Here is a 24672-nt window from a genome sequence, read left to right as displayed (position 1 = left end):
AAAGCTTTTTCTCAATTATTTTCAGAAATTGACAGAAGAACTTTTATAATTGGCAACATGGTGTTTAGGGGACGCCACTCATGGGCTAAAAAATGCGAACCTCATAGCCCATGCCAAACCTCAGAGGAGAGTTCATGAACCTTTCGCAACTGCAATACTTTTGCAAACTTGCCGAACTCCAGCACTACACGAAGGCTGCCGAACAGCTCTACATCACGCAGCCCACGCTTTCCAATTCCATCTCCCGCCTGGAAGACGAATTGGGCATTCCCCTCTTCGTGCGCGACGGACGCAACGTAAGGCTCACGAAGTACGGTCGCGAATTCAACGAATACGCCAAAGAGGCACTTGCCGCCATCGAACGCGGCAAGGCGCTCGCCCAAGACGAGGCTGGCGAATACACGGGCAATGTCTCCATCGGCACCATTTACACCGTGGAAGACCATTACCTGCCCATACTCATGAAGGCCTATCGCGAGCAATTCGGATCGGGCCCCGTCATCCGCGTTGCCCAGGGCCTTACGCAATCGCTCATCGAGGGCCTGGAAAACGACACGTACGACGTCATCTTCAGCGCCTACGTGCCCAACAAGCCCGACCTGCAATTCGTGCCCGTTACGTATCAGGACCTGGTAGCCATCGTGCACAGCCGCCACAAGCTCGCAAAGCAGAGCTCCATCATGCTAGGCGACCTTCGCGGCGACCACATCATCACCTACCACTACAACACGCCCATCGGGCGCGAAGTCAAAGAGGTCATGAACAGGGAGAAACTGCTTGCATGCGAGCAGTACGACGACGAGATCACGCTCGCTTCCATGGTCGACGCCAACAAGGACGCGGTGAGCATCGCGCTCAACACGCTGGGCATCAACCTCTTCCCCAACCTCATCAAGCTGAAGATCGAAGATATCCCCGAGCGCTTCCACACCATCTACCTGGCGTACAAGAAGAATTCCTACAAGACGCCCGCCGTTCAGCACTTCGTTGACCTCGCACGGGAATTCAAATACGAAAAGCAATAGCCCATTCACGCTTTAGATACGCGATAAAAGACGGCATGCGCCGTCTTTTTTATTGTCCATCCTATAAGAAAAAGAAAACCCGCCATGTCCCTCCATGGCGGGTTTCCAAGGCGGCGCAAACGCCTAGGATTGAAACCAGGGCTCACCGGCAGTGAGAGCAGAAGCGAGCCCTGGCGTTTGTCTGATGCTAGTCGCGCATCTTTTCCAGAGCGCTGTAGCCAAACATGCCCTTGTACTGGCTAACCAGGTACAGAGCCATCAGCAGCGCGAGGATGGCGAAGGCCAGCAGCAGGATCATCATGATCCAGACAGCGCTGGATTCACCCACGGCGGTGGTCATGGCGCCTACGATGAACGGCAGGAACACCGAAGCAGCGCCCATGAACGTGTAGTACATACCAACGTTACGACCGCGAGGACCGGGGCAGATGAGCTGACGCTGAGTAACGCCAGTCTGCAGCATGCCGCCAGCAGCACCGAAGCCAACGAGGGCCAGGCCGATGTAGACACCGGCAACGCCAATGCCCAGAGGCAGAGCCAGAAGGACGGCGGCAAGGCCAGCGATGGCGATGATGGAGTCGATCATGATGACCTTAACGGGATTCCAACGGAGCTTGCCCATCATGAATGCCCAGAAGAGCACGGCGATGATGGAACCGAAGGTGTAGATGGAGGTCAGCGTAGCACTGTCAGTTGCGGTCATGCCCAGGTAGGCGGTACCGAACTGCTTGGAGTACTGCTGAGCACCATACATGATGAACATGATGACGAAGCCGTAGAACAGCGTGACGAACTGGGTCAGGCCATTGGGCTTCTTCAGCATTGCGTCGCGTGCAGCCTGGATCTCCGCTTCAGCAGCGTTCTTGGCAGCACTCTTGTCGTCAGCATTGTCAACCTTCTGCTTGCGCTCGTCGTCATAGACGAAGGGCGTGATGATAGCGAAGATGGTGGCAATAACGGACAGGACGATTGCGACCCACACGTTGATGTGCCAGTCGCCCGTGCCAGGGCCAGCGACAACGGTCTTGGTGGCCTTGTCGAGCACGTGATTGGCGTTGGCAGCCGCGAAGATCGGGTAGATGATACCCGTAACGCTGATGACGGCCTTGATGCCAATCGTGCTTGCGCCAGCCTGACGCGGATTCGCCTCGGCGATAGCGGGGTACAGAGCACCATCCCAGAAACCAGACGTAGCCAGGCCAGACAGGAAGCCAGCGACGGCAGCCACGGTGGCGTTGTCGGTGATCAGCATGATCACAAACGAGATGATGTACAGCACGCCGCCCAGGATGGCCGGAATCTTACGACCGATACGGTCGGAGATCTCGCCGCCAATCCACACGGAGACGAATTTGCCGACGCCGGTCCAAACGATAGCCGTTGAAACCGCAGCCGCGCCGGCGGTGGGGTCATTGATGAAGCCCCACTGAGTATAGAAGTCAACTTGGTTCTGGCTGAAGATAATAGCCTGAACACCATGCGTCAGGTAGCACATGTATACCGTGCGATGGCGAAGAGGTATTTCTTAGCCGGCTGAATAACCTTTTCGCTCACTGCATTCCTCCTAATCGATAGTTCCCTCATGCTGTTTGCGCCAGTTATAGCATTCGCTGCGATTCTTGGAGACGCATTCCTCAAACTGCATCGAATACCAAACCACCTCAAATGGTATTTCACGAAGTATTCAAAATCCAATTAATTGACAAATGGGTTACGGGCAATATTGATTGTATTTTTCTATAGCAATCCAACAATTAATTGAATACATCCCTTGCCTAAGCGAAATAGTGCGCTATATACCACATCTCGACAGGAAATGCGACAGAGACCCCAGGGAGAGCGCTTATAAGCGGAAGATGCGATTAGGAAGCGTCATACGATTCCATGAGTAGAGGTCCGGCAATATGAATCATGATCTGGTCGGTACCCTCGGCAATCTGATTGCCGCGGCAGTCCTGCCAGATGCTACCCACCCGCTCGTTTTCGGTATAGCCACGTCCGCCCAAAACCTGAAGCGCATCGCTAGCCACCTCGGTAGCGGCACGGGGAACATAGCGCTTCGCCATGGCCACGAGCAGTCGCTTATCGCTGGAATCGTGGTCGAACGCCCATGCAGCGCGATACACGAGCGAGCGCATGTTGACGATCTTTACTTCCATGTCTACGAGCATCTGCTCGATTTGCTGGAACGATGCGATGTTCTTGCCGAACGCCATGCGATTACGGGCATAGGAAACGGCATCCTCCATGGCAGCCTGGGCCATGCCTAAAGACTGCGCGCACACCATAACGCGGCCGATTTCCAGCAAATGGAACAGCTGGGGGAAACCAGCCTTGCCCTCCCCTTGCAGACGGAAGGAGGGCTCCAGGCGCACATCATCGAACACGATGTCGGCAAAGGGCACGATCTTCTGGCCAATCTTGCCAATGGGATAGGCATTCAGGCCCTCGCTATTACGGGGAACCATCCAAAACGACAGCGTGGGATACCCATCGGAAGCAACATCGGGCTCTACGGCGGCAACCATGACAAAGGGCGCGAACTCGCCATTGGCGACGAACGTCTTCGAGCCCTTCAGAACGTAGGATTCGCCCTGCGCGGAGACCGTGGTCCGCATGGCCATGGTGTCACTGCCCGCGCTCGGCTCCGAAACCGCGAGCGCAAACGCAAGACGGCCCGTCTCGCGATAGGTTTCGAGCATGTCGTGCATGCTCTTCGAAGAACCCGCAAACTTGTTCATGATACGCAGGTTCATGATGTCGCTGGAAAACGGGAGCGACGCGCCCGCCACACGAGAAACCTCTTCAGTAGCTATAACCTGGGCAAGAAGAGATCCACCACCCGAGGCATCACCAAGCAGGCTGGCGTGACCAAGATACTCATTGATGAACGCTTTGCAAACATCGTCGGGCAAACCACCGTCGCGTTGCCACTGACGTACGTTCGCACGGGAAAAATAGCGTTCGGCATACGCGCGAAAATCATCCTTGAGCGCGAGTTCCTCGGTGCTGAGATTGAAATCCACGGCATACCCCTCCCCAACCAACTAACAAACAAAACGACATGGAAGCCCAGCGCACCATCCTGCATAACATAGCCCCAGATGATTGCGCACAGGCTTCCATGCCGTACGTTGCCACACTACAGCGATAGCGTCAAGCTACCCGCCGTTTAGCCGCAACGATAGACCACTCCCATTTCAGGCTGCGGCATATCCCACTTGGAAACGATCGTTTCCTCGCAGCAGATACGGCAGGTGCCGCATTCCAGGCAGCCGGCGTAGTCGAAGCTCTTGTGGCCATCCTCGTCAACCTTGTACAGGGCTGCCGGGCATACGCGAACCAGCTTCTGGAACTCCGCGTCGTCAACCTCGTCGAGGTTTTCCTTGTTCAGCTCGATGTGGGCGTTTTCCTCGTCCACGTTGTACTTGTTAACGCCGATGAGCTCGTCGACGTTTACGGTAATCTTCAGCTCGCTCACAGTGCCTTCAGAGCTCCCCTCACTTCGCTGGCCAGCTTGAACAGGCCGCGCTGCTTGACAATGGGCATCATGCGCTTCTTCAACGGGAGAGCAGGCTCGCCGTCGACCACGAACATGGCGTTGAAGATTTCGGAAACCATCTTCGGGTAGTCGGTGAACATGCGACCCCAGTGCTCCATCGTGGAGGGCCACTTCGAGAAGGTGGCAAGATCCTTGATGACGAAGGAGTTGTCCATCTTCTGCTTGTAGGAGGCGAGACCAGCTTCGGACACGTCTTCCGCGTCGATGGCATCGCACGCAGCCTCAGCCGCGAACTGGCCGCTGGCCACCGCCAGGTCCATGCCGCGAACCATGTAGCCAAGGTTCATGCAGAGCATGGCGGCGTCGCCGGCAATGAGCGCACCATCGTAGGTGTACTTCGGAATCATGTTGTAGCCACCCTCGGATACCATATGGCCGGAATGCTCGACCATTTCGGCACCGCGAATGATCGGGGCAACCGCAGGATGCTTCTTGAAGTCATCGAGGCACTGGTAGATGGTGGTGTTCGCCTTCGACATGTTTTCGATGGTGGCCACCAGGCCCAGGCTGATGGAGTCCTTGTTGGTATAGAGGAAACCGCCGCCAACCTCGCCATGGGTGGCATCGCCCACGAACAGCATGGCCGCACCCTCGCCCTCGGGGCACAGGAAACGATCCTCAATCTGCTCGGGAGAAAGCTCAAACACTTCCTTGATACCCACGGCCATCTCGTTGCGCTTGGGACGCGGAGCGCCCAGGCAACGCTCGGCCAGCAGGCTGTTCACGCCTTCGGCGATGATGACCACATGAGCAGTGATCTCGTCCTCGCCAGCTTTGATGCCAATGACGGCACCCGACTCGTCCTTCAGCAGCTCTTCCACGGCGATGCCGCAGATGTACTCGCAGCCGGCATTTTCGGCCTGCTCGGCAAGCCACTGGTCGAAGGGCCCACGCAGCACGGTGTAGCTGTCCTTGCCCATCTCGCCCAGCTGCTCGCTCGTAAAGTCGATGGTCATGTTGCTCGTGGCATCCATCATGGCGATGCGCTCGTGCGTAACCTTGCGCTCGAAGGGAATCTCGTCCCATTCGATTTCGCCTTCGCCGTACTTGTCGAAAACAGCCTTCAGGGAATGGGCGTAGATGCGACCACCCGTCATGTTCTTCGCGCCAGCATATTCGCCACGCTCGACGACCAGGACGCTTTTGCCCTTCTTGGCCGCCACGTACGCCGCAATGGCGCCTGCGCAGCCGGACCCAACGACGATGACGTCGAAGTCCCTTTCTTCCATGCGGTTCCTCCTTCTATCACTGAAATCACCGCATCAATTCGGGCTGAATTGAACCGGCGAAACTTGTTGGCGCCCCACCCTACTACCGCGAGCAGGGCGCCTGCCCCTCAAAATCGGGAGGGACTCGCGGCCCCTCCCGCTAAACGCTATGCCTACAGAGCTGCGGTGAGCTCGGGCAGAACCATCTTCAGGTCGCCTACGAAGCCGTAGTCGCACTGCTTGAACACGGGAGCGTTCTTGTCCTTGTTGATGGCAACGACGGTGCCAGCGCCAGCGCAGCCAACCATGTGCTGCATCTGACCGGAAACGCCGATGGCAAAGTAGATCTTCGGGGAGATCATCTGGCCGGAAACGCCCACGTAAGCCTCGCGGGGGAACCAGGTGACACCTTCGGAGAGCGGACGGCTGCAGCCAACCTCGGCGCCAATCTTGGCAGCCAGATCGCGGGCGAACTGCAGGTCTTCCTCGGCCTGGAAGCCACGGCCGCAAGCAACGACGGCGTCGGCGCCAGCCAGGTCGACGGACGCAGGAGGCAGAGCCTCGGAACCCGTCTTCACGACAGCGGCGGCGGGAGCCTCGAAGGCAACCTCTTCGACAGCGTCGGTGCCCGTAGCGGCAGCAGCGTCGAACGTGCCGGCAACAACCGTGTAGATCTTCACGTCGGTAGCGGGCTTTGCGGTACGCACGCCCGTGCCGCCGAAGTACATGGAGCTGGCCACGTCGCCATCGAGCTCGGTCACGCCAGCGATGGCGGCAGCGCCCTTGGCAGCAGCCAGGCGACCCACCAGGCTGAGCGCATGGAGCGTCTGCTCGGCCAGGACAACGTCGGCGCCAGAAGCGTCGAACGCCTTGATAACGGATGCGTAGGCATCGTCGACAACGTTGCCAGCGGGCACGTCGATGTGCACGCAGCTATCGGCAACGCCGGTTACCGCGGGAGCGCCCGCGATGCACAGCACAACGCCATCGGCGATGGAACGGGCGCCAGCGCAGAGCTCACGCGCGCCGTTTTCGGTTTCAGCAATAACAAAAGCCTTAGCCATTCTAGATTCCTGCCCTTCCCTACAGAGCGGCCTTGACGGCAGCTGCGAATTCGTTCACATCATCGAAGATCTGGCACTTGCGGTCGACCTGGGCAGGAGCCTTCACGGCAACTTCCTCGGTGGCTGCAGCGGCAGCACCCTCGGCAGCGGCAACGTTCATGGGCTTCTTGCCGGCAGCCAGGATGTCCTTCATGCCCGCGATACGGGGCTCGGCGAAGTCGGGGGCGATGGCGATCACGCAGGGCGTGGGAACCTCGACGGATTCGACCTCGGTTTCCAGCAGGCGCTTGGCAGCGATCTTGCCGTCGCCAGCCTCGGCGGAAACAACGCCGGAGACATAGGGCAGGCCCAGGGCCGCAGCCAGCTGAACGCCCGTCTGCTTCGCGTACAGGTCGGCAGAACCGTCGCCCACCAGGATGGCGTCGTAGTCGCCAGCCTTGGCAACCAGCTTGGCAAGCTCGGCGGCAGCGCCGAACGCATCCAGGTTGGCGGTAGCGTCGTCGGCCGTGAGGAACAGCTCGTCAACGCCGCGAGCAAGGATGTTCTTCTTGGTCTTGGAGTCGTCGGCCTTCTTGGAGCCAACGCTGATAGCCTTCACGGAGCCGTCGCCGGAGAGCATGGAAGCGGCTTCGATGGCGTTCAGGTCGTAGGTGGAGACTACCTGATGGGCGCGCGAGAAATCGAGCGAACCATCGCCAGCAACCTTAACGTCCTGATCGTCGGGGACGATCTTGCATGCCACGAGAATGTTCATGGATGTTCCTTTCTGATCCTCTTGGGAATGTCTTGCATATGCGGGCTAGACCCGCGAGAGCGTCGCCCGTCGCGAGGGGCGGGCGACGCGACCATGCCTGAAACTACAGAGCGTACTTCTTGGCAACCTGACGACCGCAGATGTACGCCATGATCTCGTGCGTACCGCCACCAAACATGTCGCCGCGGGAGTCGGCCCACAGACGGCCAACGCGCACCTCGGTGGTGTAGCCAAGGCCAGCGTAGATCTGCAGGGCCATGTCGCACACGTTGAAGCATTCCTTGCAGCCATAGCGCTTGAGCATTGCGCTCTCCAGCTGCACGGGCTGACCGTTGTCCATCATCCACAGCACCTTGTAGAGCAGCTGACGCGTGGTCTGGACCTTGATCTCCATGTCGGTGAGCAGCTCGCCGATGGCTTCCTGCTTGAAGATGGGCTTACCGAAGGCGATGCGCTGGTTAGCGTACTGAGCGGCGTCTTCCAGGGCAGCCTGGGCAATGCCAACCTGCTCGGCAACGATGTAGGCACGCTCGACCTCGAAGTTCTTCATGAGCATCATGAAGCCCTTGCCAGGCTCGCCCATGCGCTGGTCTTCGGTGAGCACAACGTCGTCGAAGTACACTTCGCAGAACGGAATGCACTGCTGGCCAATCTTGTGCAGCGGAGCGGTGGAAACACCCGGGGTGTCCATCTTGATGAGCCAGAGGCTCATGTTGCGGTTGTCGTGGCTGGGATCCTCGTCCTTGGCGACCACGATCGTGTAGGGAAGAACGGCGCCCATGGTAACCCAGGTCTTCTGGCCGTTCAGCTTGTAGGTGCCGTCGGGCTGCTTTACCGTAACCGCAGTCATCGACTGGTTGTCGGAACCAGCGCCCGGCTCGGAAATGGACAGCGAGGAGATGGGCCAGCCGGTCTCCATGTAGTGATCCATGGCCTGCTGCTTCTGCTCGTCGGTGCCGAACTCCATGATGTCGAACATCGAGAGAGAGTTCTGATACAGAATGTGCATGCAGCCGCTCTTCTGATACAGGCGCTCGATCATGAGGCCGATGGTAACGCGATCAGCATCAATGCCGCCGAACTCTTCGGGGATGCCCATAAGGCCAAAGCCGGCATCGCGATACGCCTCGGCGATTTCGTCGGGCATCGTCCCGGTTTCGTACATTTCGGCGATAACCTCGTCCGTGAAATAGCGCTCGCAGAACTCGTCAACGCTCTCGAGCAGCAATTCTTGTTCGTCGGTCAGGCTGAAATCCATGTTTCTTCCTCCTCGGTCAAAGGGTGGACAGGCTTCCTCTTCTTGTCCCATACCCACAATCCAAAGAATACCCTCGATTGAGCGATTCTGGATGGACATTTTTGCGTCTTTGTCCATCCGAATTGCAAAACCGCAGGTAGATGGCGAGCCACGATGCGCATGCAGGGAACTTTGAATACCAAGGGGTGGTATCTATAGATTTAGGCTATTGAATAGATATTTTTATTAGTAAATACGAATATATATTTCAATGCGTCTATCCGAGAAAAGAATTGCGCTTACACAGTTCCATAAAACTGTGGGAAACCCTATACTACGCACCACAGATATTACTTTTTGGGTAAAACTCTTGGAGAGATGCATGGGTTCCATCGATACAAAGCTTCTCATTGCGCAATCGTTCATAGAGCTCGTTGAGCAAGAGGGCCTTCAAAAGGTGTCCGTATCGAATATCGTGGAACGCTCTCAGCGCAACAGGAAGACGTTCTACTATCACTTCAGCGACCGCAGCAAGCTCATCCAGTGGATCTTTCGCTACGGCATGGCGGAAGAGCTGAAAAAGCGCGTGCGAGAAGACGAACTGGTGTACCCAAGAAACGACGCTGGCGACCTGGCACGTCTCCCCTATTACACGTTCACCAAGGAAGGCGTGCGATCAATCAACGCAGACGCGTTCTTCGAAGCGCTTGACGCCTGCTTCCGCTCGAAGAAGAAATACTACGCCGACGTTCTTTCCGAGACGGGCATCGATAGCCTTTCCGAATACCTCTTCCAGCTCTACGTGCCGGCGTTGCGAAACGACATCGAGTTCATTCTGAGCAATCGCTTCCTAAACGAGGCGAACCAGCAATTCCTGGCCGAATTCTACACGGGCGCCTTCATCGCCTATTACAAGCGTCGCATTTGCGAGAAGCTCGCAGATGGCGAACGAGTACTCGCGGACATGGGGCCGTTTTCCAACATCATTCACAGCTCCATCGCAAGCGAAATAAACGCGCAGCAGCGCGAACGCATGCTCTAGAGCGCTTATCGACTGGATTCCGCATGAGCACGCTTGAACGTAATCATGCGATTCATGGCATTCAGATAGGCCTTCGCGGATGACGTGATGATGTCGTAGTCGCTTCCGCGCCCGATGAAAATGCGACCATCGTCGTCTTTCACGCGTACCGTAACTTCGCCCAATGCATCAATGCCGCGCGAAATGGACGTAACCGAGAAATCGGTTAGATCGGAATGGGCGCCCACGATGGCATCGACCGCCTTGTACGATGCATTGATGGGGCCAGAGCCATACTCGCACACCGTGTGGAGTTCGCCCTTCTCATCGCAAAGCGTGAGCGTAGCCGTAGGAGTGAGCGGAAAGCCGCAACTCACCTGCAGGGCCTTGAGCGTGAAAACGTTCTCGACCTCACGGGCATTCTCGTTTACCAGGCTTTCCAGGTCTTCGTCGTAGACTTCCTTCTTGTGGTCGGCGATTTCCAAGAAGCGTCGGTAGAGCACGGACATCGTTTCATCGTCGAACGTATAGCCTAAATCGGAAAGACGCTGCTTCAGGGCGGAGTGTCCGCTGCGCGCCGTGAGAACGATGCGACTGGCCCCCGCACCCACCTCGCGCGGGTCGATGATCTCGTACGTAGACCGATCCTTGAGCACGCCATCCTGGTGAATGCCCGAACTATGCGCAAACGCATTGGCTCCCACGATGGCCTTGTTCGGCTGCACCACCATGCCGGTAACGCTGGAAACAAGACGCGATGCCATGGCAAAACCGCGGGCATCGACATCGGTATGCACGCCCAAGGCATCGCCATGCACGCGAATGCCCATCACGACTTCTTCCATGGCGGTGTTGCCCGCGCGTTCCCCCAGGCCATTAATGGTGCATTCCACCTGCGTAGCGCCTGCGGCAACGCCCGCAAGCGACAAGGCGGTGGCCAGGCCCAAGTCGTTATGGCAGTGCACGGAGAGCGTGACGTCATCGATGCCATCAACGTGCTCCATGAGATACGCAATGCGCGCACCGAATTCCTCGGGCAGCGAAAAGCCCGTGGTATCGGGAATGTTCACCACCGTGGCGCCCGCATCGATTGCCGCCTGCACCACGCGCGCCAGGAACGCATAATCGCTCCGACCGGCATCTTCCGCATAAAATTGGACATCATCGCAGAGGTTGCGGGCATAGCGAACGCAATGGGCAGCGCGCTCGACGCACTCATCGGGAGAAATGCGCAGCTTGTCGCGCATATGGCTGGTCGAAACGCCCAGGCCCGTATGAATACGCGGCCTTTGCGCACCCCGCAGCGCTTCCGCTGCAGCGTCGATATCGCCATCGACTGCTCGAGAGAGGGCCACAACCGAAGCGGAATCGCCCACGAGCTCGGCGATGCGGCGCACGCTCTCGAAATCGCCCGGCGATGACACGGGGAAGCCAGCCTCGATGGCATCGACGTGCAACCGAAGCAGCTGACGTGCGATGACGAGCTTCTCTTCGGTATTCATGGAACAGCCGGGAGACTGCTCCCCGTCGCGAAGCGTGGTATCGAAAATGGCTATCTTGCGAGACAATCCCGTCGCCTCCATACGTTTGCGTCTACGCGCCTATGCCTCTCGGCCCGAGCGGGGCATGGCGATTTTTCCCGTGCGAATGATTTCGCGAATGCCATACGGGCGCAACAGGCTCTCCAAGCCGCCAAGCTTGTTCTCGTCGCCCGTTGCCTCGATGGTAACCGAATCAACGCCCACATCAATGATCTTCGCGCGGAAAATGTCAGCAACCTCGATGACCTGGCTGCGATCCTCGGGAGAAACGGCAACTTTCACGAGCATGAGCTCGCGCACAATATCGACGCCCGAAGACTGCCTCGTGATTTTCAGCACGCTCACAAGCTTGTTGAGCTGCTTCGTAATCTGCTCGAACGCCTCATCTTCGGCATCGACGACAATGGTCATACGCGAAACGTTGGGGTCTTCCGTAGGACCAACGGCCAAAGAGGCGATGTTGAAGCCACGACGGGAAATGAGCCCCGTCACACGGGAGAGGACGCCCGCCTTGTTCTCCACAAGCACGGAAATGATGTGGCGATTCGTCTTCTGAAACGTCGTCATGTTACTCCCCCTCCGTAGAATCGGCGGTAACTGCCTTGGAAATATCGCCCACGGGCACGGCGCCAATCTCGTCGTGAATGGAATTACCGGGCGCAACCATGGGGAAAACCATTTCATCGGGAGAAATGGCTACTTCCAGAAGCGCAGGGCCCGCATGATCGAACAAGCGCGCCAGAGCGGCATCCACCTGGTCGGCTTGGTCGATGCGCTCCCCTTGCCACCCATACGCATTGGCAAGCGCACTGAAATTGGGGACGGGCTCCAAGTCGGTCTGGCTGAAGCGATTGCCGTAGAACAAATGCTGCCACTGACGCACCATGCCCAGCGAGCCATTGTTGAGCATGATGACCTTTACGGGCAGGCCATGAATGCTGGCGACGGCCATTTCCTCGATGCACATCTGGAAGGACCCATCGCCCGTCACGAGCACGACCGTATGGGATGGACGGCCAACCTGCGCGCCAATGGCAGCTGGCAGACCAAAGCCCATGGTTCCCGCTCCCCCGCTGGTCACGAACGTACGGGGGCTCGTGCGCTCAAGGTACTGCGCAGCCCACATCTGATGCTGGCCCACGTCGGTAACCACGATGTTCGAAACATCGCGAATCGCACCATTGAGCTTGCGCATAAGCCATTCGGGCCGAATGGCGCCATCACAGGAAGCAGGGTCTTTCCCCTCGAGCGGATACTGCGAGCGCCATGAGGCAATGCGGTCGAGCCAAACACCAGTGGAGCGCGCAACATCGCGCTTTTCGATCTCGGCGCGCAATGCGCAAAGTGCAACGCGGGCATCACCCACGATGGGCACATCGGCATGACGGTTCTTGCCGATTTCCGCAGGGTCGACATCGATATGGATGACGCGTGCATGAGGGGCGAAGGAGCTGGCCTTCCCCGTAACGCGGTCGCTGAACCGGGCACCCACGGCAACCAGCGCGTCGCATTCGCTAACCGCCAGATTCGCAAAGCGCGAACCATGCATGCCCACAAGCCCCAAGTTGAGAGGATGGGCACTTGGAAGCGCGTCAAGACCCACGAGCGTGGTAACCACGGGGGCGCCAAGCCGCTCGGCCAAAGCGGCAAGCTCTTCCGAAGCCCCCGAAGCAACAATGCCGCCACCCGCATAGATGACGGGCTTGTGGGCATTGCAAAGAACATCGGCCGCTGCGCGCACCTGACGTCCATTCGGCTTCAACGTGGGACGATACCCAGGCAGCGAGCTTTCATCAGGGTAATGGAAGCTTACCTGAGCAGCCAAAATGTCGCTGGGAACATCAATGAGCACCGGCCCCGGACGGCCCGTCGTGGCAATATGGAACGCGTCACGCATGGTGACGGCAAGGTCCGAGGGATCCTTCACCAGGTAGCTATGCTTCACGATGGGCATGGTAATGCCGAAGATGTCGCTTTCCTGGAAGGCATCGGTGCCAATGCTGCGCGTAGGAACCTGAGCGGTAATAACGACCAGGGGAATGCTATCCATATAGGCAGTCGCAATACCCGTAACGGTATTCGTCGCCCCCGGCCCGCTGGTTACCAGCACGACACCGGGATTGCCCGTGGCGCGCGCATAGCCATCGGCCGCATGCGTTGCACCCTGTTCGTGGCGCGCAAGGACATGCCGAATGTTCGAGCTATCGTAAAGGGCGTCGTAAATCTTAATGGCCTGAGCGCCCGGATAGCCAAACACCACTTCCACGCCCTCGGCTTCGAGCGAGGCAATGAGGGCTTGGGCACCATTCATGACGCGCCCCTCGTATGCGGTATGGCTCCCGTAGCGTGGATACCCCCGTCGCTGTTCCAGCGTGGAATCAGGCATGGTAACGACGCCTCCTTTAGCTGCGTTTCCCTTTACGCGAGTATATCTATCGTGCCACATCAGAAACAAGAAGCAACCAATGTGGAGCACAATTCACTATCGCATAATAAAGTACCTTGGGGCAAGCGCGGAACAGGTTAGCGGGATGGCCCACCATGCGCACGAAGCCCAAAACGAAAAAGGGCGCCGCAACGCGACGCCCCATAGATGCAAGCAAGAACGGCCGAAGCGCTATTCCTTTGCGCCATACTGCTCGTAGTACGCATCAATGCTGGCCTTCATGGCGTCGTCGATGACCACGCGGCCCTGGCACTCACGGTTGTACAGGTATTCCGTGACCTCCGCCATATCGACGATGCAGGCGGTGGGGAAACCGTACTTGTCGGAGACCTCGTCGATGGCGGCCTTTACGCCACCCTTGCCCACTTCCATGCGGTTCAGGGAAACCATGAGGCCCTTCACTTCAATATTGGCGATGGACGAGATCAGCGGATAGGTTTCATCGATGGACTTGCCCGACGTGGTTACGTCTTCCACCATTACCACGCGTGCGCCGTCGTAGAGCTCGGCGCCCAGCAGGCTGCCACCCTCACCGTGATCCTTCTTCTCCTTGCGGTTCGAGCAATAGCGCACTTCCTTGCCATAGAGCTCGTGATAGGCCATGGCGGTGACCACCGACAGCGGAATACCCTTGTATGCAGGGCCAAAAACGATGTCGAAATCGTCGCCGAAATTGTCATGGATGGCGCGAGCATAATAGCAACCCAGGCGATGGAGCTGGTCACCAGTAACGTAGGCGCCCGCATTCATGAAGAACGGGGACTTGCGACCACTCTTCAGGGTAAACTCGCCGAACTTGAGCACCTCGGATTCAACCATGAACTCGATGAACTCGCGCTTGTACTCTTCCATGCACGCAACCTTTCCGCGAACGTAATCTAAAGCGTCTCAACGATACCACGGATAAGCAGCTCGAACTGCTTTTCGCGCGTTTTCGCCAAAACCATGACCTCTTCCCCCGAAGGGGACGCGCCTCCTGCGCCATCGACCGCCCCAATACCTGCAGCCATATTCGATACGAGCGAAATACCCAGAACGCGCATGCCCACATGACGAGCGGCGATGACCTCCTCGACGACGCTCATGGCAACCGTATCGGCCCCCAGCACGCGAAAGGCCCTGATCTCGGCAGGGGTTTCGAAGCTCGGGCCCAACAAGCCCAGGTACACGCCCTCGTGAGCGCGAATGCCGCGTTCCTCGGCCACGCGCAATGCCGTGGCCCGCAAGGCCGGGTCGTAGCAATCGGTCATGCTGAAGAAGCGCTCGGCAAGCGCAGCCGCATCGGGATTGGCAATGGGATTGCGCCCCGTGAGATTGATGTGGTCGCGCATAACGCAGAAGTCACCGGGACGATACTGCTCGTTAATGCCTCCGGCAGCATTCGTCGTGCACATCGCGGGCACGCCCAAGCGCTGCATGAGCCAAATGGGAAACGCTACCTGCGTGGAAGAATAGCCCTCGTACGCATGCAGGCGGCCCTGCATGGCCAGAACGCTCTTGCCGGAAAGCGTTCCGCATACGAACTGCCCCTTATGACCCTCGGCAGTGCTTACCTGCATATGCGGAACATCGCCAAAGGGAATGACGATGGGGTCTTCGATGGAATCGGCAAGCGGATTCAAGCCGCTGCCCAGCACCAGGCCCAAGCTAAACGTACGGGGGCCGATGATGCCCTGAATGTAGGATGCCGCCTCGTCGAGATGCTGGGAAAGAATGTTTTCGCTGCTCATGTTCTCCTCTTTCGAACGGAACCTGCAGCGGTAATCATACCGCTATTCGAGCGGCGAAGAGGCAACGAGCACGCGCGGACGACCCGCAAGGTCCACGGCAATGCGGCAGGAGGCAAACCCGGCCTCCACCGCAATGGCGCGTGCCTCGTCCAGGCACGTCTCATGCAGTTCGACCGCCAATACCCCACCCGGGGCAAGCAGCTCGAGAGCGGCGGGGACGATGCGACGATACAAGTCGAGCCCGTCTTCCCCACCATCGAGCGCAAGCGAGGGCTCGTAGTCCATGACCTCGTGGCTCATCTCGCCCAAAACGGCCGTGGGAATGTAAGGAGGATTCGAGATAACCAGGTCGACCGTGCCATTCCATACCGCGGGAACGCCCTTCGCCAGGTCGCCCTGAACGACGTCAACGCGTTCGGACAACCCCAGCTCGGCGGCATTCAAGCGCGCGAGCTCGATGGCGTCATCGGAAATGTCGGTGGCAACGACCTGGGATTGGAGAACTTCCTTGGCAATGGAGCACGCAATGCAACCCGAGCCCGTGCAAAGGTCCACAACGCGAAACGGCTGCGGTTCGGCAGGCGTGGAAGCCTCCTCGCCCTCCGCTTCGCCTTCGAGTGCGACAGAAGCGGTTCGCAAGGCGGCAATACGGGGCTTGCATGCGGAAAGGGCTTCGCTCACCAGCACTTCCGTTTCGGGACGTGGAATGAGCACGCCTGGCTTCACACGCACCGTGATGAAGCGGAAGTCGGTGGTGCCGGTAATGTACTGAAGCGGCTCGCCCGCGCCACGCCTGCGCGTATAATCACGCAACGTGTCGCGTTCAGCCATGGAAAGCGGACGGTCGAGGTCGGCGTAGAGCTGAATGCGGGATACGCCCAGCGCTTCGGCAACGAGCCATTGAGCGGAGAGCAACGGATTCTCGTCGCCCCGTTCGGAAAGGTAGCCACTAATCCAGTCGAGGATCCTCTTGACCGTCCACGTTTCGGACATTTATACGGCCTGCTCCAGCTTGCGCGCACGGTCGGCAGCCTGCAGAGCCGTGATGAGCTCGTCGATGCCAGCGCCGCCCGCATTGAGCAGAATGCCGTTGTACGTGCCGTTGTAGCCAATGCGATGGTCGGTCACGCGGTCCTGGGGGCCATTGTACGTGCGAATCTTCTCGGAACGGTCGCCCGTGCCAATCTGGGCACGACGCTCCGCGCCCTCGGCTGCGCGCTGCTCTTCGAGCATCTTGTCGTACAGACGGGCACGCAGAACGGCCATGGCGGCAATCTTGTTCTGCAGCTGCGACTTCTGGTCCTGGGACTGAACGACCAGGCCCGTGGGCAGGTGCGTGATGCGCACGGCGGAGTCGGTGGTGTTAACGCACTGACCACCCGGGCCACCAGCGCGATATACGTCGATGCGCAGGTCTTCCTGCTTGATGTCAACTTCCACCTCGTCGGCTTCGGGAAGCACGGCAACGGTGGCCGTGGAGGTGTGGATGCGACCCTGGCTTTCCGTCTTGGGAACGCGCTGCACGCGGTGCACGCCCGATTCGAACTTCATTTCGGAATAGACGCGATCGCCCTTCACCTTGAACTGGATTTCCTTGTAGCCACCAGCCTCGGAAGCGGAAGCATCGAGCGTTTCGATCTTCCAGCCCTTCTCGTCGGCCAGGTGGGAGTACATCTTGTACAGATCGCCCGCGAAGATGGCAGCCTCGTCGCCGCCAGCGCCAGCGCGAATCTCGACGATGATGTCCTTATCGTCGGCCGGGTCGGCGGGAATGAGCATGAACTTGATGTCCTCTTCCAGGCCGGGCAGTTCGGCGTCGATGCGCGCGATTTCCTCCTGGGCGAATTCCTTCATGTCGGCCTCGCCGAGCATTTCCTTGGCTTCGGCCAGGTCTTCCAGGTCCTTCACGTACTTTTCCGCAGCCTTGGCGAGCGGAGTCTGATTGGAGTACTCCTTGGCAAGGCGGTTGTATTCCTTCTGGTTACCCAGCACGGCAGGGTCGGTCATCTTGACCTGAATTTCGCGGTAAGCCTCGATGATCTTCTCGAGCTTTTCCTTTTCGAGCATAACTGCACCCTTCACATGTATTCACGAAAACGCGCCGCCAGCGCGACGCGTTCTCATATATCTTCGTTTGCCCCGCTCGTATGCGGAGCCGCAATGTAACTGGGCTATCTTAACATGATGAAAGCCACTCTGCAGCGACCTCCGCAGCATTTGCACCATCGGAAACCGCCGTGCTCACCTGACGAAGCCGCTTGGTTCGCACGTCACCCGCCGCGAACACGCCCTCGAGAGCAGTGACCCCGTTCTCATCGGCCACGATGTAGCCAGATTCGTTCAGGGGCAGCACCTGGGCGAAAGGCTCGGTGTTCGGAACCTTGCCCACGGCAACGAACACCGCGCTCGTGGGAATGACGCGCTCCTCGCCCGTTTCGACATCGGCGATGACCACCTGGGAGACCTTGCCGTCTTCCCCGCGGATCTCGCGAACGACGGAATTCCATTCGAAGGAAACGTTCTCGGCGGCTTCCATCTGCTGGCGGCTCGCAGCGCTCACGCGCAGAGTGTCGCGGCGATGGACGACATGCACCTTGTTGCACAAGCGCGCCAGGTAGATCGCATCGCTTGCAGCGGTTTCGCCGCCGCCAACGACCACGACATCCTTGCCACGGAAGAACCCACCGTCGCAGGTGGCGCAATAGGATACGCCCTTGCCTGCATATTCGGCCTCGCCGGGAACCTCGAGCTTGCGACTGCGCGCACCCGGAGCGAAGATGATCGCACGCGCCTGGTACGTGCCCTGCGCGGTAACCACCTGCTTGGGCGAAGACGAGACGTCTACGGACAGCACGTCTTCCTGGATGCTCTGAGCGCCAAAGCGCGTTGCCTGGCCGCTCATCTGCATTGCAAGGTCGAACCCGCTCACGCCTTCGGAGAAGCCGGGGTAATTGTCCACCTGCGCGGTTTCGCCCATCTGGCCACCGGGCATCATGCGTTCGAACATTGCCGTGGAAAGGCCCGCACGCGCAGCGTAAAGACCTGCGGTAAGGCCAGCAGGGCCCTGCCCAATAATTGCGATATCGTATACACCCATGATATCGACCTCGCTACGTGCTAGTCGAACAGAGCCAGAACGGAAGCCTTGGGCTGGGCGCCAAGCGTCTGGTTCTTGATTTCCCCGCCCTGGAACACGATGAGGGTGGGAATGCTCATGACGCCATAGCGCTGGGCAATATCGGGGCACTCGTCAACATTCACCTTGTAGACGCTCGCCTTGCCAGACATCTCATTGGCAACCTCGTCAATCGTCGGCGACATCATCTTGCAGGGGCCGCACCAATCGGCGTAGAAGTCGACGAGGACGGGCTCGGAAGCCTGAAGGACCTTGGAATCGAATTCTGCCGAAGAAAGTACCTGAGCCATGATTACTCCTTTTCGTTGTGCGCAATGCGCTCTATGTATTGGTGACCACTATACTCCCAAAACCCCATCGCGGAAGGAGGAAGCCCGCATCGTTATCATTTCGTCACATCTAATTGCACGCAATTCAATTTCCCATTGCAGCTTTGTTTTGCCATCTATTCGCCGAATGGAGGTGAAAGCGAGGCGAGATAGCCCATACAATAGGGAGCAAACGATGGGAGGAACCATGCGAAACGCCATACTCTGCACCCTGCTGTGCGCAACGTGTCTCATCTTTGCCGGCTGCGCAAACAATGCGAATAGCGCCCAAGAGCCACAGGAAACCAACCAAGAGGCTGCAAGCGAAAACGCTCAGAACTCGGATACCAGCTCCGACGCATCGAAGGAAGCGGAGCAGAAGAAGTCCAGCAGCGCTACCCCGCTTTTCGAATTCGACCTTTCGAAGGGCGAGCAGTCGGAATCGGTCACCATCCAGGAAAACACGAATCTGCAGATGGAAGCAGAGATAACCGCAGGCGAGGCAACGCTTACAATTACCGAAGCAGGCGGATACGCCGCCTTTAGCCGTTCGCTTTCGGGCGAAGTGTTCCAAACCATCGACGGGCTCGCACCGGGCACCTACACCGTAACGGTTTCGGGCGATGCCGAAGGCAACGTCACGTTCAGCCAGATTGCCGCTGGAAAGTAATTAGCGCCCGCAGCAGTCGCGATACTCGAGCCCGCTACCGCAGGGGCACGGATCGTTGCTACCCACCTTCATGAGTTTGCCGCGCTCATCGTAGAACATACGGCGACCGGTAAGCCTCTCGCGCACTTCGCGCGGAGACCAACCGTTGTTTTCCCAGGAAGGCACGTTGTCATAGACGTTCGCCACCAGCTGACGCAGGCGCGTCTCGTCGGCACAGCAGCCATCGAGTCCTAGCTGATGCGTATAGGCATGCATGGCCTGGACGTCGCCAATTTCGATGGCGCCCAAAACGAGCTCCTCCACTACCCTATCGGCAAAGAGATAATCGTCCTGGCCATCGGGTATGCGCTCGTCCAGGAACGAAATGAGCATCTGGATGCACGTGTTATCGAAAATGACGTCAAACGCGTCAGCATCAGGCAAATACGGCGGAAGTGGGCGCATCGAGAACTTCTCGTGCTCACGCGCCAGATAATGGCGCATGCCATCAAGGTTGCCCAGCTCGTCTTCGAGCATGCGACGAAAATCGGCAATGTTGCGCTCCATGGAGGCAAACGCCTTCACAGAGGTTCCCTCGGTGATGCGTTGCGCCACCTGCGCGGCAACGTATTCCTCGTCGAGCGTGAAGTGCATCGCATGCACATGCTCGCCTTCGATCCAGATAACAAACGGTGCTTCCTTGTCCTGACCTGCTCGAACGGCAAGGGTACGAAACTCGGATTCGCCCATGGGCTCGTGCACGCACGCGCAGTACTGGCGATACGCATCGGAAAGGCGGACGATGCCGCAATACAACGTGCAAAGCCCGATGATGTTAAGCGCTTCGTCTTCCCTCGTTGCGAGCGCCGCAGGCTTCGATTCCCCGAAACGACGATCAAGGTCACGCTCAACCGCCTCATCTCGTTCCTTGCCAGAAAGCCCCGCCAGCGCGCCTCGATGAAAGCCCTTGGGCAGCACCTCGGGTTCCTGGCTCTGATGACGATCGAGCGAGTTCATGAACTTCTCGAATTCGAGCATGCTCTGCGCCTCGTGATAGGCGCTGGAACGCTGCAGAAATTCATCCGCCGTGGAAGCAACGCCCTGCTGACAACGTTCTTCGAACTCGTCGGCAATGGCACGCGCACGTGCCTCGGGCACATCGCCAATGGATAGGAAGCCATCGTAGATAATCGACCCCTCGAACGGAAGAAGCACAGCATCGACGACAGCAGGAACCCTGCCCAATACCTCTTCCCAATCGGCTTCCACGCCCGAAACGCTGTAGATGCCCGATTCGTGCATGAGGATGGCATGCCCTTGCTGGTACCTCACAACGGTAAACGTCCCCGAGAGCGCATGCTTCCACGATTGCGTGAGCGCCAGGTCGGCCTGAGGCAAATCGTAGGGATTGTCGCGCACGAAGTCGTCGATTACTGCAACGTTCTCCCATAGCTCATGCGCGATGAGCGCCAGCTTCGCTTCGATAAGCGGATCGCGATCGTCAACCTCGTTCGCATCGACCACGTTGAATCGCCCGTTCACGTACGTGAGCAGGCAATCCATGACATCGAAATACCTATCGCACTGGGAATCAGTAAGATGCATCGAAGCCCCTAGTGAGCCTGCGCCCAGTTTTCGCCCGACTGCACATCGACAATGAGAGGCACCGAAAGTTCAACCACGTTCTCCATGACTTCGCGCAACAGCTCGCTTACCGGCTCCACCTGATCGGCAGGAACGGACAAGTCGAGTTCGTCGTGCACCTGAATCATGAGCTTCGCATTGGGGAACTCGTGACGCAGGCGGTTTTCAGCTTGGACCATGGCAAGCTTGATGATATCGGCCGCACTGCCCTGCATGGGATGGTTCATAGCCCTGCGCTCCGCAAACGAACGCTGCTGCGCGTTGCGCACGTTAATTTCGGGAATATGGCGCTTGCGCCCGAACATGGTCTGAGCATAGCCATGCTCGCGAGCGAATTCCACAACGCCATCAAGGTACGAACGAACGCCCGGATATGCCTCGAAGTACTGGTCGATCATTTGCTGGGCCTCGGCAAAGGAAACCTTCAGGGTCTGCGAGAGGCCATATGCCTGCTGGCCATACACGATGCCGAAGTTCACGGCCTTTGCGCGACTGCGCAGTTCGGGAGTGACTTCTTCGATGGGTACGCCGAATACATGCGAAGCAGTAGCAGCATGGAAGTCGGCACCGGAATTGAATGCAGCAACCAAATGCTCGTCGCCCGAAAGATGCGCAAGCAGACGAAGCTCGATTTGCGAATAGTCCGCAGACATGAACACGTGGCCCTCGGTAAGCGGCACGAAGCATTCGCGAATATGGCGGCCAAACGCCGTGCGCACGGGGATGTTCTGCAGGTTGGGGTCGCTCGAGCTCAGACGGCCCGTAGTGGTAACCGTCTGGTTGAACGAAGTATGAAGGCGACCGTCGCCGCGACGCATCTTCGGCAGCGCGTCGATGTACGTGCCCTTGATCTTCGCAAGCTCGCGGTACTTCAGGATGAGACCCGGAAGCTCATGCTCGTTTGCAAGCTCGGAAAGCACCTTGGCGTCGGTGGAATAGCCACGCGAGGTCTTCTTCTTCGGCTTCAGGCCAATGACCTCGAACAAAATATGGCCTACCTGCTTGGGAGAATCGACGTTGAACTCCTCGCCTGCTAGCTCGTAGATTTGCGCAACGAGTGCATCCAAATCGCCCTGAGTCTTTTCGCCCAGTGCGCGAAGATGATCGACGTCGATAGCCGCACCCACGCGTTCCATATGCGCAAGCACGGGAACGAGCGGAGCATCGATATCGCTGTAGACGTCATAGACGCAGTCTTCTTCCATGCGCTTGCTGAGCTCGCCGGAAAGCAGGCGAATGGCAGCCGCCTGAATGACCAGCTCATCAGCGTCGGAAGAGCCCTGAGGCAACGCGCCGCCCAAGTAGCGCTCGGCTAGATGCGCCGGCGTGTAATCGCGCGCAGAGGAATCGAGCACGTAAGCGGCAAGACTCACGTCGAACAGCTTCATATCGAACAGGTCGTGCGTATGAATGAGCTTCTCTTCGGCAGTATCGGCGGGATACACTTCGCCCGCAACTGCCTTGGCATCGTATACGGCAACGGGAATGACGCCCGAAACCAAAACCGCATGAGACAACATAGCCTGAGCCTGCGACCCTTCCAACAGCGCGCATGCCTTCGCCGTGGAAACGGCCAGCATAAGATCGTCGCCAAAGATGGAACCCTGATCGCTCTTGAGGAAGGCAATGCCCACAACGTCGTCTGCGTCGTGTGCCACGCCGTCGTCGAGAACCTCGTCGGCAAACACCTTGGCGTCGTCCCCCGTAAGGTAATCTCGCCAGGGAATCTCGACGTTATGCTGAACCGCCTGGCCGCCAATAAGCGCAAGCGCCTTGCCCAGATGGGCCTTCAAGCGCAGCTTGTCGAACGCCTCCGAAACGGATTCGGCGGTATACGAGGGGAACGAAACGGCATCAAGATCGAGCTCGAAGTCGAGGTCGCGCTTGATGATGGCGACATCGCGCGACAGGAAGGCCGCATCACGATTATTGGTAAGGTTCTCGAGCTGCTTGCCCTTTAGCTTGTCGAGGTTTTCGTACACGCCCTCCATGCTGCCAAACTGTTGCAGAAGCTTGGAGGCGCTCTTCGGGCCAATACCAGGTACGCCTGGGATGTTATCGGCGGAATCGCCCATGAACCCCAGATAATCGGGAATCTGCTCCGGGGTTACGCCGTACTTTTCCTGAACGCCCGCCGGGTCGTAGATCACGACATCGGAAATGCCCTTCTTCGTATTTACGATGTGCGTATGTTCACTGGCAAGCTGACACGCATCCTTATCGCCCGTAACCAGGAGAGAATCGTATCCGAGGGCATCGGCGCGGGCGGAAATGGTGCCCAGGATGTCGTCGCCTTCCCAACCGGGAACCTTCACCACGGGAATGTTCATGCTCTCCAAGATTTCCTCGACGAGCGGGAACTGAACGCGCAGTTCGTCATCCATGGGAGGACGCTGCGCCTTGTACTGCTCGAGCGCCTCGATGCGAAACTTCGGCTTACCCACGTCAAACGCGCAGACAACCGCGTCGGGTGCGGCAACCTCAATGAACTTGAAGAACATGGAAAGGAAGCCGAATACGGCATTGGTAGGAGTGCCGTCGGGCGCGTTCATGGTTGGCGGCACCGCATGATACGCGCGATGCATCAGGGAGTTTCCGTCGATGACAGCTATTTTCTTAGGCATAGGAACACGCTTCCCGGTAAAAACAACTTACGAATAGTTGAGTATACCCTACACGTTCCAGAGATAGCCTACCCCACGCACGGTTTCCAAATGCTGCGCAAGTTCAGGACCAAGCTTTGCGCGAATACGACGAACGTGCACGTCGACGGTACGGCTGCCGCCATAGTAGTCGAAACCCCACACGCGACTCAGGAGCGCATCACGCGAATACGTACGACCAGGATGCGACGCGAGAAACGCGAGCAGTGCATATTCCAGATACGTGAAGTCGAGCGGAGAGCCATCTACGTCAACCTGATACGTGGCCAAGTTGATGGTCATGCCATCGACGACGATATAGTCATCGACATTCGTTTCGTTGCCCGGCCAGAGAAGCTGCCTAATGCGAGCGGTGCATTCCGCACCTGACGCTCCGCTTAGGATGAAGTCGCACTTCACCTGCGTGGGAAGGCAAAGGCCCGACAACGACGCCTCATCGACGACGAACAGCGCGCATGCATTCGATTCGCTGGAAAGCACCCGTTCAAGACGGTGAAGCACCTCGGAGACATTGCCCGAAATCTCATAGATGAGCAAGTCGAAGTCGAATCGCTGCGCAGTTGCCTTCTCGAAGCGGGCGCTCGACCAGGCAACGACGTCGACGTCCATATCGGAAAGCGCATTTTGAAATGTGTAGGCGTTATCCAGGCTGTCCGCCACGAACGCGACTTGCTTGCGCGCCAT

General features: G+C 58.2%; 22 protein-coding genes. 3 read left to right on the top strand and 19 right to left on the bottom strand.

What is annotated here, in order from left to right; genetic code table 11:
• Positions 1 to 134 precede the first annotated feature (134 nt).
• Positions 135 to 1025, top strand: a complete 891-nt coding sequence (locus tag AAY81_RS04625) for a LysR family transcriptional regulator (RefSeq protein ID WP_066661957.1) — start codon at positions 135 to 137, stop codon at positions 1023 to 1025.
• A gap of 187 nt (positions 1026 to 1212) precedes the next feature.
• Here AAY81_RS04625 and AAY81_RS04620 read toward each other — a convergent pair whose 3' ends face one another.
• The 7 genes from AAY81_RS04620 to AAY81_RS04590 form a co-directional block, all read right to left on the bottom strand.
• A complete protein-coding gene (locus tag AAY81_RS04620) occupies positions 1213 to 2520 on the bottom strand; it encodes an MFS transporter (RefSeq protein ID WP_143117399.1) in 1308 nt (435 codons plus the stop codon).
• A 367-nt stretch (positions 2521 to 2887) separates the two neighbouring features.
• Positions 2888 to 4051: an acyl-CoA dehydrogenase family protein gene (locus AAY81_RS04615; RefSeq protein WP_066661955.1), complete on the bottom strand. Its 1164-nt coding sequence runs from the start codon at positions 4049 to 4051 to the stop codon at positions 2888 to 2890.
• A 146-nt stretch (positions 4052 to 4197) separates the two neighbouring features.
• The gene (locus AAY81_RS04610; protein WP_066661953.1) at positions 4198 to 4506 is read right to left on the bottom strand and encodes a 4Fe-4S dicluster domain-containing protein; all 309 of its coding nucleotides are present in this window, start codon (positions 4504 to 4506) and stop codon (positions 4198 to 4200) included.
• Positions 4503 to 5816 (bottom strand): FAD-dependent oxidoreductase, encoded by a 1314-nt coding sequence (locus AAY81_RS04605; RefSeq protein WP_066661951.1) that lies wholly within the window; start codon positions 5814 to 5816, stop codon positions 4503 to 4505. The genes AAY81_RS04610 and AAY81_RS04605 overlap by 4 nt, the downstream gene beginning before the upstream one ends.
• A 152-nt stretch (positions 5817 to 5968) precedes the next feature.
• Positions 5969 to 6859 carry an electron transfer flavoprotein subunit alpha/FixB family protein gene (locus AAY81_RS04600; RefSeq protein WP_066661948.1) on the bottom strand — a complete coding sequence of 297 codons (891 nt, stop codon included), beginning with the start codon at positions 6857 to 6859 and terminating at the stop codon, positions 5969 to 5971.
• 19 nt (positions 6860 to 6878) lie between these two features.
• Positions 6879 to 7613: an adenine nucleotide alpha hydrolase family protein gene (locus tag AAY81_RS04595; protein ID WP_066661945.1), complete on the bottom strand. Its 735-nt coding sequence runs from the start codon at positions 7611 to 7613 to the stop codon at positions 6879 to 6881.
• 103 nt (positions 7614 to 7716) lie between these two features.
• Positions 7717 to 8871 (bottom strand): acyl-CoA dehydrogenase family protein, encoded by a 1155-nt coding sequence (locus AAY81_RS04590; RefSeq protein WP_066661940.1) that lies wholly within the window; start codon positions 8869 to 8871, stop codon positions 7717 to 7719.
• Between the two features lie 361 nt (positions 8872 to 9232).
• On the opposite strand from AAY81_RS04590, the gene AAY81_RS04585 reads away from it, so the two are divergent.
• Positions 9233 to 9892, top strand: a complete 660-nt coding sequence (locus AAY81_RS04585) for a TetR/AcrR family transcriptional regulator C-terminal domain-containing protein (protein WP_066661938.1) — start codon at positions 9233 to 9235, stop codon at positions 9890 to 9892.
• Positions 9893 to 9897: 5 nt separating this feature from the next.
• Here AAY81_RS04585 and AAY81_RS04580 read toward each other — a convergent pair whose 3' ends face one another.
• The 9 genes from AAY81_RS04580 to trxA form a co-directional block, all read right to left on the bottom strand.
• On the bottom strand, positions 9898 to 11439 hold the full coding sequence (locus AAY81_RS04580) for a 2-isopropylmalate synthase (RefSeq protein ID WP_066664948.1): 1542 nt from the start codon (positions 11437 to 11439) through the stop codon (positions 9898 to 9900).
• A gap of 33 nt (positions 11440 to 11472) precedes the next feature.
• Positions 11473 to 11979, bottom strand: a complete 507-nt coding sequence (gene ilvN, locus AAY81_RS04575; RefSeq protein WP_066661935.1) for an acetolactate synthase small subunit — start codon at positions 11977 to 11979, stop codon at positions 11473 to 11475.
• Position 11980: 1 nt separating this feature from the next.
• Complete coding sequence (ilvB, locus tag AAY81_RS04570; protein WP_082867867.1) at positions 11981 to 13798, bottom strand: biosynthetic-type acetolactate synthase large subunit; 1818 nt, start codon at positions 13796 to 13798, stop codon at positions 11981 to 11983.
• 231 nt (positions 13799 to 14029) lie between these two features.
• Positions 14030 to 14710, bottom strand: a complete 681-nt coding sequence (gene pyrE / locus AAY81_RS04565; protein WP_066661930.1) for an orotate phosphoribosyltransferase — start codon at positions 14708 to 14710, stop codon at positions 14030 to 14032.
• Positions 14711 to 14736: 26 nt separating this feature from the next.
• Entirely contained in the window at positions 14737 to 15588 is an 852-nt protein-coding gene (locus AAY81_RS04560; RefSeq protein ID WP_066661925.1) for a purine-nucleoside phosphorylase, read from the bottom strand.
• A 42-nt stretch (positions 15589 to 15630) separates the two neighbouring features.
• Positions 15631 to 16581 carry a peptide chain release factor N(5)-glutamine methyltransferase gene (gene prmC, locus AAY81_RS04555; protein ID WP_066661923.1) on the bottom strand — a complete coding sequence of 317 codons (951 nt, stop codon included), beginning with the start codon at positions 16579 to 16581 and terminating at the stop codon, positions 15631 to 15633.
• Positions 16582 to 17655, bottom strand: coding sequence for a peptide chain release factor 1 (prfA, locus tag AAY81_RS04550; RefSeq protein ID WP_066661920.1), 1074 nt, complete (start codon positions 17653 to 17655; stop codon positions 16582 to 16584).
• A 109-nt stretch (positions 17656 to 17764) separates the two neighbouring features.
• Positions 17765 to 18685 carry a thioredoxin-disulfide reductase gene (gene trxB, locus AAY81_RS04545; protein ID WP_066661918.1) on the bottom strand — a complete coding sequence of 307 codons (921 nt, stop codon included), beginning with the start codon at positions 18683 to 18685 and terminating at the stop codon, positions 17765 to 17767.
• A 20-nt stretch (positions 18686 to 18705) separates the two neighbouring features.
• Positions 18706 to 19014, bottom strand: a complete 309-nt coding sequence (gene trxA, locus AAY81_RS04540) for a thioredoxin (protein WP_066661915.1) — start codon at positions 19012 to 19014, stop codon at positions 18706 to 18708.
• Positions 19015 to 19240: 226 nt separating this feature from the next.
• Between trxA and AAY81_RS04535 the strand changes: the two genes are divergently transcribed.
• On the top strand, positions 19241 to 19702 hold the full coding sequence (locus AAY81_RS04535) for a hypothetical protein (protein ID WP_066661913.1): 462 nt from the start codon (positions 19241 to 19243) through the stop codon (positions 19700 to 19702).
• Here AAY81_RS04535 and AAY81_RS10430 read toward each other — a convergent pair whose 3' ends face one another.
• Genes AAY81_RS10430 through AAY81_RS04520 form a run of 3 tightly spaced genes read right to left on the bottom strand, consistent with a single transcriptional unit; the run spans position 19703 to position 24672 of the window.
• A complete protein-coding gene (locus tag AAY81_RS10430; protein ID WP_143117400.1) occupies positions 19703 to 21286 on the bottom strand; it encodes a YecA family protein in 1584 nt (527 codons plus the stop codon). It abuts the gene before it with no gap.
• Between the two features lie 8 nt (positions 21287 to 21294).
• Complete coding sequence (polA, locus tag AAY81_RS04525; RefSeq protein WP_066661908.1) at positions 21295 to 23949, bottom strand: DNA polymerase I; 2655 nt, start codon at positions 23947 to 23949, stop codon at positions 21295 to 21297.
• A gap of 48 nt (positions 23950 to 23997) precedes the next feature.
• Complete coding sequence (locus AAY81_RS04520; protein WP_066661906.1) at positions 23998 to 24672, bottom strand: winged helix-turn-helix domain-containing protein; 675 nt, start codon at positions 24670 to 24672, stop codon at positions 23998 to 24000.

Origin of the sequence: Denitrobacterium detoxificans (assembly GCF_001643775.1) — a bacterium.
Taxonomy (GTDB): Bacteria; Actinomycetota; Coriobacteriia; order Coriobacteriales; family Eggerthellaceae; genus Denitrobacterium; species Denitrobacterium detoxificans.
The sequence above is the reverse complement of the archived record's forward strand: the minus strand, read 5'-3'. Positions and strand labels throughout refer to the sequence as shown.